A 17,584-nucleotide genomic window follows, 5' to 3' on the forward strand; every position below is an offset into this window, starting at 1 on the left:
AAGGGGTGACCTTGATTAAGATTGTGGCGCTTTACTGTCTTTTTCGCGTATACGGATACCCAATTCACGCAGTTGTTTGCCATCCACAGGCGCAGGGGCTTCAGTCAGCGGACATTCAGCCGTTTTGGTTTTTGGGAAGGCGATGACGTCTCGAATCGATTGTGAGCCTGTCATTAGCATAATTAACCGGTCAAGACCGAATGCCAAACCACCGTGCGGTGGCGCACCGTATTTTAGCGCGTTAAGTAAGAATGAGAATTTCTCTTCGGCTTCGGCTTCAGAAATACCCAAGGCTTCAAATACCGCTTTTTGCATATCCAAAGTATTGATACGCAGTGAACCACCACCGATTTCAGTACCGTTTAATACCATGTCATAAGCGATAGACAGCGCGGTTTCTGGGTTGTTTTTCATCGCTTCAACCGTGCCTTTTGGCTTGGTGAAGGGGTGGTGAACCGACGTCCATTTGCCGTCATCGGTTTCTTCAAACATTGGGAAATCCACCACCCAAAGCGGCGCCCACTCACAGGTTAGCATATTTAGGTCCAGACCCAATTTGACACGCAGCGCACCCATGGCATCATTAACGACTTTGGCTTTATCCGCGCCAAAGAATATGATATCACCGGTTTGCGCCTCAGTACGTTTAATCAGCTCGACCAATACTTCATCGGTCATGTTTTTGATAATCGGTGATTGCAGGCCTGATTCTTTATCGACACCGTTGTTGATGTTGCTCACATCGTTGACTTTGATATAAGCCAAACCTTTTGCGCCATAGATGCCGACAAATTTAGTATATTCGTCAATTTGTTTACGGGTAAGGTCGCTACCCTGTGACACACGAAGCGCCACCACACGACCTTTTGGGTCTTGGGCAGGGCCTGAGAATACTTTAAATTCCACAGACTGCATGATATCAGCTACGTCAATTAACTTCATAGGAATACGCAAGTCTGGCTTGTCAGACGCATAATCACGCATGGCTTCTGCGTATGTCATACGCGGGAAGGTATCAAATTCAATGTTCATCATGGTTTTGAACAAGTCTTTTGTTAATCCTTCGGCAATGTTCATGATATCTTCATCACTTAAGAATGAGGTTTCGATATCGATTTGGGTAAATTCTGGCTGGCGGTCAGCACGTAAATCTTCATCACGAAAACATTTAGCAATTTGATAATAGCGGTCAAAACCCGCCACCATCAGCAGCTGTTTAAATAGCTGAGGCGACTGTGGCAGGGCATAAAACTCACCATTTGACACGCGGCTAGGTACCAAATAATCACGCGCGCCTTCTGGGGTGGCACGGGTCAAGATGGGGGTTTCTACATCCAAGAAACCTTGGTCATCTAGGTAACGGCGAATGGTTGATGTCGCTTTTGCACGAAACTTCATACGCTCTTGCATCTCTGGACGGCGCATGTCTAAAAAGCGATATTTTAGGCGTAGTTCTTCAGAAACGTTAGTGAACTCATCATTGAGGGGGAATGGCGGCGTCTCAGAGGTGGCGATTGTTTCGATATCTTTCGCTAATAATTCCACTTGACCGCTGGTCATGTTTTTGTTTTCAGTACCGGCATAACGCTGACGCACACGACCGGTAATTTTGAGCACATATTCAGAACGCGCGCTATCTGCTGTAGCGAATGCTTCTGGGGTATCTGGGTCGATGACCACTTGCAGTAGGCCTTCACGGTCACGCATATCCAAGAAAATAACCCCACCGTGGTCACGGCGACGATGCACCCAACCGCAAATAGTGATGGTTTGGTCGTTTAAGTTTTCGGTGACAAGCCCGCAATAGTGTGTACGCATCATAATGAAGCAATCCCAATATTTTTCGTAATGTAAGAAGTAGCAAAAATTTTTATAAACGAATATTATGCCTTGTTTACTCAAATTTCACAATATGAAACACGGTTTATCATGCATATCTACTAGCCATGCCTGTCACAGACTTTTCGCGAATATTGTGTGGATAAGCGATTGAAAACAGCAAAATAAACGCTATATAAAATCCATTGTGTGAATTTTTTCCTTAATTAGAGCCCTTAATTAGAGAGTTATTATGCTATTTCAAAATGCCAAACATCCGGTTGAAATGAAAGTTACCCATTTAAATAAAGTCAAAGCCCAGCGCAAACAACAATTACAATTGCAAATGGTGAATGATAAAGGGTTAACATCACTCATCAGCCGCGCATTTACCGACTTGACGAAAAAAGACAATCCCAAAAAAACCCCCGCAAAATTTGGTCTGTTCAAAAATAAACCCGCCAACAAAAATTGTTTTGTGCTAGATTTTCATGGCGATATCAAAGCCACTGAAGTACAGCAACTGCGTGAAGAAATCAGCACGTTATTGACGGTCGCGCAAGCTGAAGATGAAGTCATTGTGCGCCTTGAATCCTCAGGTGGTATGGTACACGCATATGGTCTAGCGGCAGCGCAGTTGGCACGTATAAAAGAAGCAGGGCTACACTTAACGGTTTGTATTGATAAAGTCGCCGCCAGTGGTGGCTATATGATGGCGTGTGTGGCTGATAAAATTTTAGCGGCGCCATTTGCGGTGGTTGGCTCAATTGGTGTGGTGGCACAAGTGCCCAATTTTCATGATTTATTAGAAAAACATGACATCGATGTCGAGGTATTTACCGCAGGTAAATATAAACGCACGGTAACCGTTTTTGGTGAAAATACCGAAGAAGACAAACAAAAATTCCAACAAGAGCTGGAAGAAACACACAAACTATTTAAAGACTTTGTGCGTAAATACCGTCCAAATTTGGATGTTGAACAAGTGGCAACCGGTGAGCATTGGTACGGGGAAGATGCGATAACGCGCAATTTGGTCGATGCCCTGCAAACATCGGACAGTTATATCTTAGAGAAGATGACGGATAGCGAATTGTATGCCATTCAATCTCGCCAAAAACCGACCATCGCGCAAAAGCTAGGCATCTCGCAAGCGGCACAAGCGGTGGTAGCGACGGCGATTGATAAACTACCAGATGCGTTGGCAAAGTTAGAAAGCGCTAAAATGCCGATGGTTAAAAAATAACCGTAAGATAAAATAATAAAAACCTGTGGTGATAAAACCTGTGACAAAAACCCGTGACGAAAACCTATGAGGCTTGGCAGGTTTTTAACTTTTTAATGTTGAAACATTTGGGCGTATAACTATGAAACTATTTATGTTAAAAATCGGGGCGCGTCCCCCAGGACGACTCATTGAACAGCATGATGTGATGTTTGTGATTGCAAATAGCCTAAGTGAAACAATTGAGAGTGTCAATCAGCACTGGCCGGCAGTCAAAAACAACTGGCACTTAGACGCATGGCGAGAAGTGAAGCGGGTGGGTGATTATCAAATTTTGTTGTCAAAAGATGGATTTTCAAAAGATAACGCGCTTGCAGATAACAAATTAGATAGTCAGGACAAACAACTTTATTTTGTCAATTTAGGCGGTTATCTGCCGGGTCAATTTGAAGAATTTCATTATAAAACACTTGTGGTAGCCGAGACGCTAGGTAAAGCAACGGCGCAAGTTAAAAAAACGGCATTTTATCAAGACTATACATTTGATAATGTCGATACCGCCAAAAGCGGCGTGGCAACCAGTCATGTAGATGATAAGCATCAACTAGACTTGGATGATATTCACTGTGTGGCTGATTTACTGCCAAATGACGTGGCATTAACCATTCAGCCGTTAACCGAACCTGAAAAAAATCAGCTACCTGACGATACGCTGCATATTGGTTATTTAAGTCTAAAGCAAATCAGAACTATGATTGACTAACCGGTGACGCGTCTGATGGCGTATTTTGGTGCTGTCAATCATTGCCTTTCATAGGCTTTGCCTTTATAGTAGGCTCATTTTTAACCCCTTCTTTTTTATCTATAAAAGCTTTGTATAACTAATGAAACAAGCCACCGCCCTTGATATCCTTAAAACTGGTAAAAATGTGTTTTTAACAGGCTCAGCAGGGGCGGGTAAGACCTATACCATCAATCAGTATTTGCATTATCTGCGCGCAAGGGATGTGGCGGTCGCGGTAACGGCAAGCACAGGCATTGCTGCCACCCACATGAACGGCATGACCATTCATAGCTGGGCGGGCATCGGCATCAGTAACGAGCTAACCGCCAAAGACATCGCCCGAATCAAAAAACGCACGGTGGTTGTGGAGCGCATTGAGCGCACCAAAGTATTGGTGATTGATGAAATCTCGATGCTGCATCGACAGCAATTTGAGCTGATTAACCAAGTGCTACAAGCCATCAAAGAAAACACATTGCCGTTTGGTGGTATACAGCTATTGGTTGCCGGGGATTTTTTTCAGTTGCCGCCGATTGGTGAGCCCCATGAGAGCAACCGTGATAAATTTGCCTTTATGGCGCAAGCTTGGCTGGATGCAGATTTTCAAATTTGCTATTTATCCGAGCAGCACCGCCAGAAAACTGACAAAACAGCGGTGGCGGGTAACACCTATTATGGGTTGGATTTAAATGCGATTTTAAATCAAATTCGTAGCCAGCAGTTTACCCCCCATATCATGCCTGCTTTGACCGCTACGGCTGAGCATGTGCTAGCCGACAACCGTACCCGACTTTTTACTCACAATGTCAACGTGCAAGCCATCAATGAGCAGGAACTTGGCAAACTTACCACAGCGGCGCATACTTTTCGCGCTTGGGGAGAAGGTGATGAAAAGCTCGTAGAAACGCTAAAAAAATCTGTACGCAATACACCAGAACTCGTGCTCAAACTTGGCGCAAAAGTGATGTTTATCAAAAACAACGCCGAGCTTAATGTCTCAAATGGCACCATGGGCAAGGTAGTTGATTTTGTTGCCACCACCCTTAAACAACCAAATAAACAAATAAACGATAGCGCATCAAAAAACAGCCCATCAAACAATCACCTATCTAAGCCGCTTGATGAACAAGCGCTAGCAGCAGATTCAACTGCCTTGCTAGATGCCATTAAGCAAGAGCAACAAGCGGATATGGCAGACTTGCTCGATGAAGTCAATGGCGGTCAATCACAACAAACTCACCCCAGGGATGAGGATGATACCGCCCCGACAGACACGGCCGATGACAAATTATCGGAGTTACTGTACCCCTTGGTTGAGCTCAATGACGGCCGCAAAGTCATCGCCGAATATGACTCATGGCGTATTGATGATGAAGAGGGCGAAATACTGGCTGCCTATTACCACATCCCCTTGACGCTGGCGTGGGCGATTACCATTCATAAAAGCCAAGGCATGACGCTGGATGCGGCAGAAGTGGATTTGTCAAAAACCTTTGAAAAAGGGCAGGGCTATGTGGCTTTATCACGGTTAAAGCAGCTATCTGGACTACAATTACTGGGTGTCAATGAATTAAGCTTACAGCTTGATCCCCTAGCACGCGGCGCTGATCAGCGATTTCAGGCGATCAGTGCAGAACAAGAATGTGAATTTTTGAAGCGCAGTAAAAAACAGCTCAATGACCTTCATCGTGAATTTATTATTCAATGCCGGGGTACGCTGGATAAAGAAAAAATCGCTGCGTATGAAAATCGCGCCAAACAACAGCAAAAACTGATGGAAAAACGTCGCCATGCTGTACAGCAGCTGCAATCTTTGGCGGATGATGCGGCGGGCGTTATCACCCCCACGGTGCTGGAAACCAAAGCCCTGCTGGATGAAAGTTTGACCATCGCAGAAATTGCGCAAGCCCGTAATCTAGCCCAATCAACCGTGATGGGGCATATCGAGAAAATTGCTGAGCATTTTCCCCGCGCCAACATAGCGCATCTACGCCCTGATGACGAATGGCTACAGCCGATTGATAAGGCGTATCAAAAAATAGCTAAACGTGATGACAAACGCGATAAAGATAACGATGGCAAAATCAAAATTCGCGCGATTGTCGAAGAGTTAAGAAACGCCTATTCTTATAATGATGTCAAACTTGCCTTGTTATTTTTAAAACCGCATGGCAATTGAGCGCTTGTTTAGTAAGGAATATCCCTGATTGAATGCTTCTACCATCAAACCTTTTAACATTGCTATTAATGGCTTTGGTCGTATTGGGCGCAACGTGCTACGTGCTTATATCGAACGGTTTTGTCAAAATCCTTTACAATTACAGCCGTTAAATATCGTCGCCATCAATGATATTGCTGAGCCAGCAACCCTGCTACATTTACTCAAATATGACAGTACCCACGGTCGATTATCGGCGGTCAGTGATATCCATATTGAATTAAAAACAGTGGATTTGGGGGAAAAACAACAGCATTTTTTGCTATTAAGCCAAGGAGAATTTCGGCAAAAAATTGCATTGATACAGCAGCCCATTGCCACCAAATTACCTTGGGAAAAACTGGGCATCGACATGGTGCTTGAGAGCACGGGTCATTTTCGTAGCTATGAACAGGCGTCACAGCATATTATCGCGGGCGCCAAGCAGGTGATGATTGGGGCTGCTCCGTTTGATCATGTAGATGGCAGTATCGTAGTGGGCGTCAATGACCATGAGCTTAGCCGTGATAAAAAGATTTTATCCAGTGTGTCGTGTACCACCCAAGCGCTCGTGCCTTTACTGTATGTATTGCACCGAGCCTATGGTATCGAATCAGCGATGATGACCGAAATCCATGCGGTGACTGCTGACCAAACCGTGCTTGACCAAGTCCACCGTGATTTGCGCCGTGCACGGGCTTCTGGGCATAACATTATCCCAACCACATCAAGTAGTATCGCTGCGGTCAATCGGGTGATGCCGCATATGGAAGGCAAGGTGAATGGGTATTCAATCCGCGTACCGACCATGGATGTCGCGGCAATTGATGTGACATTTACCTTTGACAAAGACACGGATGTTACTGCTATCAATCAGCTGTTAAAACATGCCAGTGAACAAGATTTATTGGGTATCATGGATTACAGCGATGAGCCATTGGTGTCCAGTGACTTTATCCATGATGCCCATTCATTGGTGATTGATAGCTTGCAAACCATGAGTGTGGGGCGGCAGTTTAAAGTGTTTGCTTGGTATGATAATGAATGGGGTTATGCCAATCGGATGCTCGATATTTGCCAAACCTTAGCGAAACTATAAACCTAAGCTGAGCTATAAAAAGAAAAAAATTATCAATTAAAAAAGGCGAAACCTGGTCAGTTTCGCCTTTTTTATGCCTAACAAAAATTAATGTCTAAAATGACGCATACCGGTGAACACCATCGCAATGCCATGTTCATCGGCTGCGGCGATGGTTTCATCATCGCGCATTGAGCCACCTGGCTGGATAATCGCCTTAATCCCCACCGCTGCAGCATTGTCAATACCATCACGGAACGGGAAGAAGGCATCTGATGCCATCACCGCACCCACAGGCGATAGACCAGCGTGCTCAGCTTTAATCGCGGCAATACGTGCTGAGTTGACACGGCTCATTTGCCCTGCACCTACCCCAATGGTACGCCCATCTTTGGCATACACAATCGCGTTGGATTTCACATATTTGGCGACTTGCCAAGTAAATAGTAAATCATCGAATTGTTGCTGAGTCGGCTGTACTTTTGTCACCACTTTTAAATCATTTAAAGTAACTAAGCCCAAATCTTGCGCTTGCACCAATAGACCACCGGTGACGCGTTTGAAATCAAACTGGGCTTGGCGCTCACTGGGTTTTGGTAATTCACCGCAGACTAACACGCGCACATTTTTCTTGGCAGATGTGACATCGAGTACACCGTCGGCAAGGCTTGGGGCGATGATGACTTCAACAAATTGCTGATCCACAATCGCTTTTGCTGTTTTGATATCCAGCTCACGGTTAAAGGCAATGATACCGCCAAACGCCGATTCTGGGTCAGTGGCAAAGGCTTTTTGATAAGCATTGGTTAAATCGGCATCCACGGCCACACCACAAGGATTGGCGTGTTTAACAATGACACACGCAGGCAAATCAAACGATTTCACGCATTCTAACGCCGCATCGGTATCTGCGATGTTGTTGTAAGATAGTTCTTTACCCTGTAATTGTTTGGCGGTGGCAATACTGGCTTCTTTTTGACCATTAACCTGCGCTTTTTCGATATAAAAAGCGGCTTGTTGATGCGGGTTTTCACCATAGCGTAAGTCTTGCGCTTTGTCCATTTGCACGTTAAAGGTACGCGGGAATTGGTCAGCCGATTCAAAGCTTTGCAGGCGATTGCCTAAAAAGTTGGCAATCATACCGTCATAATGTGCGGTATGCTCAAATGCTTTTACCGCTAAATCAAATCGGGTGGTATCACTGATACGACCGTTTGCTGTTAGTTCGCCCAAGATTGCTGCATAATCGTTGGGGCTTGTCACGATGCTGACATGGTCATGGTTTTTTGCCGCGGCACGCACCATGGTAGGTCCACCAATATCAATGTTTTCGATGGCGTCTTCTTTGGTGACATTCGGGTTGGCAACGGTTTGGGCAAATGGATATAAATTGACAACGACCATGTCAATGCGGTCGATACCATGTTCTTGCATAATGGCATCATCAGTGCCGCGGCGACCTAAAATACCGCCATGAATTTTTGGATGCAGGGTTTTTACCCGACCATCCATCATCTCTGCAAAACCTGTGTATTCTGCGACCTCAGTCACTGCTAAGTCATGTTGTTTGAGTAGTTTGTAGGTGCCGCCCGTTGATAGCAGACGAAAACCGTGGGTGATTAGACCTTTGGCAAAATCCACAATACCCGATTTATCAGAAACAGAGAGCAATGCATAAGATTGATTCATAATTGACTCGACTCGTTGACAAAAAAACACTGGGTGCAGAAAAAACAAAAAAGTCAGTTATGACGAACTGACTGATTGACTTTAATACCCCAACTCTATAAATCCCAAAATATAGGGATATCTTATCATAAAAAAGCGGGTATTTTTATCAATTATAATAATTGGTGGGTTTTGAGTTTTTTACGCAATGTGCCGCGATTAAGTCCCAAAATCTCTGCGGTTTTGGTTTGATTGCCGCGGGTATGTTCAAGGACGACACTGATCAGCGGTTTTTCAAATTGTGACAACATAAGCTCATACAGCTGGGTCGGTTGTTGTTCTTTTAAATTATCGAAGTACTCTCGTACCACAAGCTCAATGTGATGAGCTAGGCTTGCGCTGGGAGAAGTTTGCGATGGGGTATGGGTAGTGTAGGGGTTAGATGGGTTATCTGACATATTGGAATACTTGGCGCGATTTTGTAAAGCAACAGAATTGGGCATAACAGATTCTCAAACTAAAGTTGCTGACAAATTTATTGAATAATTCGTTAGTTAACAGATTAAATAAAACTTAAATATCAAGACGAATAATAAAGTTATTAATACTTATACTAAAACAATTATGAAACTGATAGCAAGCTTAAGTTGTTTACAATATGTAAAATTCTGCGATAAATACTGGGTGCTGGAGGCTTGTTTTATCACTATTGGAATGAAGCTAAAAAGAAGCTCAATTGAATGAAGCTAAAAAAATTTAATAAATCAGCTCAATATTAGCGGCTTGAACTTTGGTTTTTGGAAAGTCAATACGCAATTTGACGGGTTTTATTTGATGCGGCATCAAATAGTTGTTACCGGCTTCCAAATAATGGCTAGGGGTGAGTAGGGTTTGCGCAAGTATGGTATTGCCACTGCGCAGCGAAACCTTAACACTCGGGTAGACAATATTATTATCCGTGGTATTGGTCAGAGTAAATACCAAGTCAGTTTTCCCCGCTTGTTTTGATGAATGGGCAAGCGCTAGCATCTGCACATCAATAAGACCCGTATCAGCGATAGGCAATTGACAGGCAGGGATTTTATGGCAAATATTTGAGAGCACGGCCGCGTTTGCTTTTGAAGTGATTAAGGTGTCGATGTTAAAAATAATATATTGCGCGGCTAACAAAAAGACTAATAGTAAACTGCCTAATCCCCAAATAATGCTCATATTAAAAATTTTTGCATTCGCCAATTGCTGCGAGGAAACTTGTTGCGACAAGCGTTCATCAATCTTTTGTTGATAGGCTAACAAATCTGCTTGTTGCTCACTACGAGTATCAATCGGAATTTGGTCAAAAATATCTGTGTTAAACACCCCATCCATGCCTCGCTTGGCGCCGGCTGTGTCGTCTGCTGCTTCGTTGTCATCCGCTTGTGCCATTAAGCTTAGCAGCCAAGCCTGCTCATCGCCTAACGTCTCGTTATCTTGGGCGAGGTCTATCGCTTCAACGGCGTCCTCATCGCCAATCAATACTTTGGGATTGCTATTTTTGGCTATGGGTAGTTGGTCAAAATTGTCTATAATCTCTAAGTCATCTATGGTGCTGTTTGATTTAGCATAGGCTGATTTTGTATGAGATTGTGACAAGGGATAGGGTGAGATGGGTTTAACTGGTTCATCGACAATGAGATTGCCGGCTTCATCAATACCTGACTCATCGTCAAATAAAATCTCCTCAGATTTATCATCGATGAGCGCCGAGGACGTCTGATGGTTTGGACTTGCCGGCGGATTGTTGTTAGTAATTTTTTGTTGTTCTAGCTGGTCGGCGGCGGAGAAAATGGTTTTGCAATAGGAACAACGAACGTACCCATTTTTAATGGCTAACTGTTCATCATTGATTTTAAATGCGTGTTGACAGTTTGGGCATTTAGCATTGTACAAATTCATCGCAACATCACTTCCCTTTTAGCATTTTTAGTTTGCGTCTTTGATTGTTAATAATGTCGTGTGTTAAATCATTTAATGACGAATAAAAAATAAAGTCAACAAATTTCCTAGCGTTTATGTTCACTAGGTTGCTAGCTATGTTGTTAGGCTGTTACTAGGCTTTGACGGGGAAAAGAAAACCTTACCGCCTTGTAAGGCTTTTTATACTAGTAGCTACTTGTTTTAATCACGACGAAAACCCGAGAGGCGATGCCAATGTTTATCTTCCTGCGCGCTAAAGGTAAATTCGCCATCCATCTCAAAGTAAGGCTGATAGGCAGCTTTTACATCTTCCACTTGGTTTTCGATAAGACCTGCCAACACAATGCTACCTTGAGATTTCAATAATGTGGCAAAATAAGGGGCAAGGCTCATTAGCGGTTTGGCTAGAATATTGGCAGTTATCAAGTCCACGGGCAAAATAGCCTGCTCTTTACAATAGTCACTAAATTGTTCAGGTAAAAATGCCTGAAGCTGATTTGCTACCTTGTTGCGCTCGGCATTTTGATGGGTGGCTAATACCGCTTGGGGGTCAATATCGACCGCGTACACCTGCTTTGCGCCTAACAAAAGTGCCGCAATGCCCAAAATACCTGAGCCGCACCCATAGTCAATCACCACTTTACCTTGCAGTGGTTGTTCTGTCAGCCAATCAATACAAAGACGGGTGGTTGCATGGTAACCTGTGCCAAATGCCAAGCCTGGATCCATGATGATGTTAATCGCATTGGGGTTAGGGGGTGACATCCATTTGGGCACAATCCAAAGTCCATTGGCACATTCAATGGGATGGTAGTTCTTCATCCATTCACGTTCCCAATCTTTGTCATCCACTCGGCTGGTCCAAACTCGTGTCGCCACCACATCATTGGCGATATCTTGACTCACAGTTTCCAGATTACAGTCGCCATCAAATAGACCAGTCACAATCACATCATCCCACAGTGGCGATTCCCCTGGCAATGGTTCAAATAACGGTTGGTCACCCGCATCGTCTAAACTAATACTGAGCGCATTGGCTTCTAGCATCAAGGTTTCCGCCAGTTCGGCTTGCGATTTTTCGCATCGAATATGTAATTGCTGCCAAGGCATAAAAAGTCCTTAAAATAACAAATAAAATAATGAAAAAATAAAATAATGAAACAATAAAAGGCGAGCGTGCTGGCTGGGTAGTATAAACGCATTCAGCCAAAAATGCGATGTGACTCAAAAATGAAAACGCCCATGTTATTGCTTGGCGCACCCAAGCCAAAACACCTAGCGGTAAGGGTAAGGACAAATAAGAAGGTTCGCCTGTTATCGTCTCTAAAACATTTCTTTGACCGATTTTTCTAACCAAGACTGCGAGCGCGGCGCCGCATTGAGTGGTTGGTTGTTATTGGTCGGGTCGCCGCCGTTATTAGGGGTATTAGGGTTAGTCTGGGTATTCCCCGTATTGGCACCCTCATTTTGATAGGGATTGGCTGCAGGTGGGTTATTGCCAATGGTGTCTGCCTCGGTTTGTCTGCGCTCAATATTGTCATACCGCTGTTGTTGGCTTTGTCCAAAATCACTCATTGCCTGTTGTTGCTGTGCCGCAAATCTTGCTTCTTGCTCACTTTGGTATAGCTGTACCGCGCATTCACTACTATCTTGCGGTAGATTGTCGGTATCAACAGGTACATAGATGGCATTTGGACATTTTTCATGGGATAATTGTGATTTGCCGTTTTCCATCCATAGCCATTCGATATTGCCTGGCGCGATGAGATTAACCGGGGTAAGCTTTTGCTGCTTCATAAAATTGATCCACATCGGCAAAGCGCCATTACCGCCACTTAGACCTGTGGGTTTATTGTCATCTAAACCGACCCAAACAACGCTGACCACATTGCCACTATAGCCTGCAAACCACGCATCGCGATAATCATTGGTAGTCCCTGTTTTACCTGCAAGATTGAGGTTGTCACCGAGCGCTAGCGCCGCTTTGGCGGTACCTTGCTTGATGACCTGCTGCATCGCATAATTGGTGAGATAGGCAGCCGTGGGGTTGATGACTTGCTGATTTTTTTGTTCCATGCCTTGAACCACTCGTCCTTGGTCATCAATAATCGTGCGAATGGTATGAATTTCATGACGCAAGCCACCTGTTGCCAGTACTTGATAAATCCCCAACATATCCATGGGCGATAGATTCACCGCGCCAAGCAAGGTAGATGGATAATTGGGCAATGGGCTATTGATACCCATACGGTACAATTGATTTAAAAAATTGGGAATACCGACTTCCATACCCACACGCACCGCGGCTTGGTTATAGGAATTGGCTAAAGCGCTGGTGAGGGGGATAATTCCATGACTACCGCCACCGTAATTGCTGGGTGTCCATGTCTTACCATCGGTCATTTTTAGCACAATCGGGCTGTCATCGACACTACTGGACAAATTATAGCGACCCTGCTCAAATGCGGTTAAGTAAATAATGGGTTTGAGTAAAGAGCCAACTTGGCGCTTGGCATCGATGGCGCGATTGAAACCGGTAAAATCACGACTACTTCCCACCACAGCGAGCAGTTCACCGTTGTTGGGATTGGCGCTGACTAGGGCAGCTTGCAAATTAGTGAGCTGTTTGGGATTACTTTTTTTTAACTGATTGACGCTTTGAATGACCGCGCTGCTAGCGGTTTTTTGAACATTTGGGTCAAAACTGGTAAATATTCTTAACCCTTCGTTTTTGAGGTCGTTGGCATCATAGGTACGGGTGAGTTCTCGTTTGACCACGTCGAGATAATCTGGAAAACGCGTTTTACCAATCACAGGATTGTAAGAAATGCTCAGTGGTTGTTGCACCGCTTCATCATATTGCTGTTGGCTGATTTTACCGGTTATCAGCATATTGCTGAGCACCACGTTACGGCGTTTTAGGGCAGCATCGGGGTAGCGTAGCGGATTGTACTGAGTAGGACCTTTGGCAAGCCCTACGAGCATCGCCATTTGGTCGAGTCGAAGCTCTTTTAGCGGGCGGTTAAAGTAAAACTGCGAGGCAAGCCCAAACCCGTTAATGGAGTGATTGCCATTTTGACCTAAGTTAATCTCATTCATATAGGCTTGCAAAATCTCACTTTTGGTGTAATGCATTTCCAGCAAAATCGCCATCACCGCTTCATTGGCTTTACGTTTGATAGTACGGTCTGAGTTGAGATAGAAGTTTTTAATCAGTTGCTGGGTGATGGTGGAGCCGCCTTGGCGTGAACCGCCCATAAAATTGCTATAAATCGCACGTCCTATCCCGCGGATAGATACGCCGTGATGCTGATAAAAACTGCGGTCTTCTGTTGCCACCAGCGCATCAATTAATGGCTGGGGATAGTCATTGATGGTTAAAACGATGCGATCTTCATTGTTGTCTGGATAGATACCGCCAATAAAAATGGGCTCAACCCGCGCCACACCTGATGGATTGGGACGGGTACTTTGTAATTTTTCAATTTGGTTATCTTTGAGCGTGACCTTAATAATTTGCGATGGTTCAGTATCGTTGGCGGCAAATTTAAATTCGCGGGTATGAATATAGTACTCGCCATTTTTTTTGGTATAAGTCCCGGCATTGTCATAGTTTTTGTCAGGGGCATAGGTGAGTAAATTTAACCAATTTTCCAATTCATCATCGCTAAGGGGATTACCTACCGTTAACGTTAATGGTTGCGAGTAGACTTTTGCAGGGATATTCCAGCGTTTGCCCTCAAATTTTTGGGTGATGACATTATCTTGGCGCACCAAATATAACCCAAGCAAGACCAAGCCGACCAATACTGCCACCACAAAGATAAAACTCAGGATAAACATCCCTTGTTGGTTTGAGCCATGCTGGAATTTAGGCGAGTTTAGGCGATTTTTAGCGGCAGAGATAACGGTTGAATTCATACAAAAATGCGTCACGATCAAGGGTATAAAAAAGTGCTTTATCATGACCCAAAATACGCCAAAATACAATGTCAACATCGTGCTATTTTGCCACGTTTATACAGGATTTTTGAACTTTAATAGACCGTTTTGGAGTACAATAACAGTCATTTTTGGGTGAGTTAGGGTTTTTGCCCTAGGGGATTTGATGATGCCAAACAATAGCCAATTTGGGGCAAAACAATCGGATATTGGGCAGTCGGTTGTAACCGATGTGCCTAGCCGTATGCTTGTTGAAGCGGATAGCAAATTTACTACCACATATCAAGATGTGGAGCTGGTGTTGCCAGCAGAAGGGCATTGTTTTCATTGTGGCGACCCGCTGCCAAGCCCGCCATTTTTTACCCATGTATTGGGTGAAGATCGGGCGATGTGCTGTATGGGCTGTCAGCTTGCTTCGCAAAGTATCATCGAGGCGGGGCTTGAGCAATACTATCTTGACCGCAGTGAAATCAATCGTACCGCCAGTCTCCCTGATTCGTTATATCAGCTGCAAGCATATGACCACGATGATATCAAATCGCAATTTATTTACCATCAGCAAGGGCACAGCGTTGCTGAGCTGTCAATCAGCAATTTGCGCTGTGCTGCCTGTAGTTGGCTGATTGAAACCCAGTTGTATCGCCTTGATGGCATGGACACTTGCCAAGTCAACCTCACCAATCAACGGATGCGCGTGGTATGGGATGACAAAAAACTGCCGATTAGCCAAATTTTGGCAAATGTGCAAGCCATTGGGTATGATGCCAAACCCTATCGGCAAGATACCCATGAAGCGATGCTCAAGCGAGATAATCGCCGCATGTTGTTTCAATTGGGCATTGCGGCATTGGGTGCCATGCAAGCGATGATGTTTGCAGTGGCGCTATATTTTGGGGAATATTCAGGTATCGGCGTCAACGATCGGCAATTTTTACGCTGGGTATCGCTGTTTGTTAGTATTCCTGTGTTTTTGATTGCAGGATTGCCATTTTTTCAATCGGCGTGGTCAGCGATTAAAGCCCGCCAAGTCAATATGGATGTGCCGATTAGTATCGCCATTGTCATTACCTTTTTGGCAAGTTTATATGCGACATTGACTAGCACAGGCGAGACCTATTATGACTCGGTTAGTATGCTGATATTTTTCTTATTGGCGGGAAAATTTGTCGAGCACAATGCCAGGCTGAAAGCTGCCAATTTAGCCAATGATTTGGTGGTCGTCGAACCTGTGTTGGTCGCAAAGCTGGGTCATGAAGCGCCGTTAGCGATAGAGAATATGGATGCCTTACAAGTCGCGCTATATGCCAGTCAATATAAAGACCTTTTTTATCAGTCACTGAGTTTAGACCCTGCCAATAGGGGTGATAATGAGCAAATGGTTTCGGCGCAGTCGTTAAAGGTTGGTGATATTGTCCGCATTGATGCCGGTAGCAGTATCATCAGTGATGGTATTTTGCTGTCGGATAGTGCCACGGTGTCGGAAAGTTTATTGACCGGGGAGAGTGACTTAATTATCAAACGCTTGGGCGATAGCATTGTGGGCGGTAGCCAAAATGACAGTCAGCCGTTTGTGATGCAAATCACCACATTACCCAATGATAGCCAAATGGGCGTGATTGACAGGCTAGTGAATCGCTCGCTCAGTGAAAAACCGCAAATCGCGTTAAAAGCAGACAAACTGGCACGCTGGTTTGTTGCGCGGGTACTGGTGATTGCCAGTATGGTGTTTTTGGCATGGTATTTTATTGAGCCCAGTCATGCCATTTGGGCAACGGTTGCCGTATTGGTCGCTACTTGTCCCTGTGCCTTGTCATTGGCCACGCCCATCGCATTAACCGTTTCTACTAATCGATTAGCAAGCCTAGGGTTTTTGGCGACGCGCGGGCATACCATTACCACACTCGCTGAAGTCACCCATGTGGCGTTTGATAAAACCGGTACATTGACGTACGGTCAACCCAATTTGATGGCGATTGAAACGCTGGATATGCCGGATGGTGTTAAACAAAATCCGTCAGTGGATTTTACTGAAGATGACACCAAAAACCAAGACGAGATAAAAAACCATTTTTTAAGTATTGCAGCGAGCCTTGAAGTGGGTAGTCGTCACCCCATTGCTCATGCGTTATTGACAATGACTCGGCAAATGCATTTGCCCACTACCAGCGATTTGGTACACATTCCGGGGGGCGGTCTGCAAGCCACGATTGATGGGCTAAGTTACCGTTTAGGTCATTACGGTTTTGCGGCTTCATTAGGATTAGATGATGAGTTACTACCAAATCTGACCAAGCACCAAGCCAGTACCAGTGTGACCTTATCGAGACAAGATAGCCTAAGCAAAAAATGGCAACCACTGGCGCATTTTTATTTTCATGATAAAGTCCGTGAAGGCGCTTTAGCTACCATTAAACATCTCAAAGACCAAGGCGCGCAGGTGTTGATGCTCACCGGTGACCCAAGTGCTCAGGCGTTTGAGGTAGCGCGCGAGCTTGGTATTGACACGGTTTATAAAGGTCTTACCCCAAATGATAAGGTACAACATTTAAAAGCGCTGCAGCAGCAAGGACACATCGTGCAAATGGTCGGTGATGGGGTGAACGATGCGCCGGTACTTGCCGCTGCCAATGTCTCAACCGCCATGGCAGGGGCGGCAGATTTGGCGCAAGTCTCCAGTGACTCTTTGGTACTCAATGGTGAAATCCAAGCCGTGGCAAAAGCGCGTGAGGTGGCGTTCAAGACCGATCGCATTATTGCCCAAAACTTCAAATGGGCACTAGGGTATAACTTTATCGTACTGATACCCGCTGCGTTAGGTTATGTGCCGCCTTGGTTGGCTGCGATTGGTATGTCATTGAGCTCACTATTTGTAGTGCTTAATGCCTTACGTCTCAAACGCGCTTAATGGCGCAATTT

At 44.8% G+C, this 17,584-nt stretch carries 11 protein-coding genes; 5 read left to right on the forward strand and 6 right to left on the reverse strand.

Features of this window, described 5'->3' with window-relative positions:
• Positions 1 to 15: 15 nt before the first annotated feature.
• Positions 16 to 1,821 (reverse strand): aspartate--tRNA ligase, encoded by a 1,806-nt coding sequence (gene aspS / locus RT422_RS02005; protein WP_313421106.1) that lies wholly within the window; start codon positions 1,819 to 1,821, stop codon positions 16 to 18.
• 250 nt (positions 1,822 to 2,071) lie between these two features.
• On the opposite strand from aspS, the gene sohB reads away from it, so the two are divergent.
• The 4 genes from sohB to RT422_RS02025 all read left to right on the forward strand — a co-directional run bounded on the left by sohB (position 2,072) and on the right by RT422_RS02025 (position 7,123).
• Positions 2,072 to 3,064, forward strand: a complete 993-nt coding sequence (gene sohB, locus RT422_RS02010) for a protease SohB (RefSeq protein ID WP_099833820.1) — start codon at positions 2,072 to 2,074, stop codon at positions 3,062 to 3,064.
• Positions 3,065 to 3,185: 121 nt separating this feature from the next.
• Positions 3,186 to 3,806, forward strand: a complete 621-nt coding sequence (locus RT422_RS02015) for a DUF1543 domain-containing protein (RefSeq protein ID WP_313421107.1) — start codon at positions 3,186 to 3,188, stop codon at positions 3,804 to 3,806.
• A 121-nt stretch (positions 3,807 to 3,927) separates the two neighbouring features.
• Positions 3,928 to 6,006 (forward strand): AAA family ATPase, encoded by a 2,079-nt coding sequence (locus RT422_RS02020; RefSeq protein WP_284033899.1) that lies wholly within the window; start codon positions 3,928 to 3,930, stop codon positions 6,004 to 6,006.
• Between the two features lie 28 nt (positions 6,007 to 6,034).
• On the forward strand, positions 6,035 to 7,123 hold the full coding sequence (locus RT422_RS02025) for a type I glyceraldehyde-3-phosphate dehydrogenase (protein ID WP_313421108.1): 1,089 nt from the start codon (positions 6,035 to 6,037) through the stop codon (positions 7,121 to 7,123).
• A gap of 87 nt (positions 7,124 to 7,210) precedes the next feature.
• Here the strand turns inward: RT422_RS02025 and purH are convergent, their stop codons facing one another.
• The 5 genes from purH to mrcB all read right to left on the reverse strand — a co-directional run bounded on the left by purH (position 7,211) and on the right by mrcB (position 14,647).
• Complete coding sequence (gene purH / locus RT422_RS02030) at positions 7,211 to 8,791, reverse strand: bifunctional phosphoribosylaminoimidazolecarboxamide formyltransferase/IMP cyclohydrolase (RefSeq protein ID WP_313421109.1); 1,581 nt, start codon at positions 8,789 to 8,791, stop codon at positions 7,211 to 7,213.
• Positions 8,792 to 8,943: 152 nt separating this feature from the next.
• Positions 8,944 to 9,273: a helix-turn-helix domain-containing protein gene (locus RT422_RS02035; protein WP_409034774.1), complete on the reverse strand. Its 330-nt coding sequence runs from the start codon at positions 9,271 to 9,273 to the stop codon at positions 8,944 to 8,946.
• Positions 9,274 to 9,526: 253 nt separating this feature from the next.
• Positions 9,527 to 10,705, reverse strand: coding sequence for a DUF3426 domain-containing protein (locus tag RT422_RS02040; protein WP_313421110.1), 1,179 nt, complete (start codon positions 10,703 to 10,705; stop codon positions 9,527 to 9,529).
• A 222-nt stretch (positions 10,706 to 10,927) separates the two neighbouring features.
• Positions 10,928 to 11,836 (reverse strand): 50S ribosomal protein L11 methyltransferase, encoded by a 909-nt coding sequence (gene prmA / locus RT422_RS02045; protein ID WP_313421112.1) that lies wholly within the window; start codon positions 11,834 to 11,836, stop codon positions 10,928 to 10,930.
• 213 nt (positions 11,837 to 12,049) lie between these two features.
• Positions 12,050 to 14,647 carry a penicillin-binding protein 1B gene (gene mrcB, locus RT422_RS02050; protein ID WP_313421114.1) on the reverse strand — a complete coding sequence of 866 codons (2,598 nt, stop codon included), beginning with the start codon at positions 14,645 to 14,647 and terminating at the stop codon, positions 12,050 to 12,052.
• A gap of 265 nt (positions 14,648 to 14,912) precedes the next feature.
• On the opposite strand from mrcB, the gene RT422_RS02055 reads away from it, so the two are divergent.
• On the forward strand, positions 14,913 to 17,573 hold the full coding sequence (locus tag RT422_RS02055) for a heavy metal translocating P-type ATPase (protein ID WP_313421411.1): 2,661 nt from the start codon (positions 14,913 to 14,915) through the stop codon (positions 17,571 to 17,573).
• Positions 17,574 to 17,584: the final 11 nt, after the last annotated feature.

Source organism: Moraxella sp. CTOTU49803 (genome assembly GCF_032097965.1).
Lineage (GTDB): Bacteria > Pseudomonadota > Gammaproteobacteria > Pseudomonadales > Moraxellaceae > Faucicola > Faucicola tetraodonis.

Bases quoted from the DNA above. Each gene is read 5' to 3' on its own strand.
- RT422_RS02040 (WP_313421110.1), bottom strand. From the start codon at position 10,705: ATGAATTTGTACAATGCTAAATGCCCAAACTGTCAACACGCATTTAAA.
- prmA (WP_313421112.1), bottom strand. From the start codon at position 11,836: ATGCCTTGGCAGCAATTACATATTCGATGCGAAAAATCGCAAGCCGAA.
- sohB (WP_099833820.1), top strand. From the start codon at position 2,072: ATGCTATTTCAAAATGCCAAACATCCGGTTGAAATGAAAGTTACCCAT.
- RT422_RS02035 (WP_409034774.1), bottom strand. From the start codon at position 9,273: ATGCCCAATTCTGTTGCTTTACAAAATCGCGCCAAGTATTCCAATATG.
- mrcB (WP_313421114.1), bottom strand. From the start codon at position 14,647: ATGAATTCAACCGTTATCTCTGCCGCTAAAAATCGCCTAAACTCGCCT.
- purH (WP_313421109.1), bottom strand. From the start codon at position 8,791: ATGAATCAATCTTATGCATTGCTCTCTGTTTCTGATAAATCGGGTATT.
- RT422_RS02020 (WP_284033899.1), top strand. From the start codon at position 3,928: ATGAAACAAGCCACCGCCCTTGATATCCTTAAAACTGGTAAAAATGTG.
- RT422_RS02015 (WP_313421107.1), top strand. From the start codon at position 3,186: ATGAAACTATTTATGTTAAAAATCGGGGCGCGTCCCCCAGGACGACTC.
- RT422_RS02055 (WP_313421411.1), top strand. From the start codon at position 14,913: ATGCTTGTTGAAGCGGATAGCAAATTTACTACCACATATCAAGATGTG.
- aspS (WP_313421106.1), bottom strand. From the start codon at position 1,821: ATGATGCGTACACACTATTGCGGGCTTGTCACCGAAAACTTAAACGAC.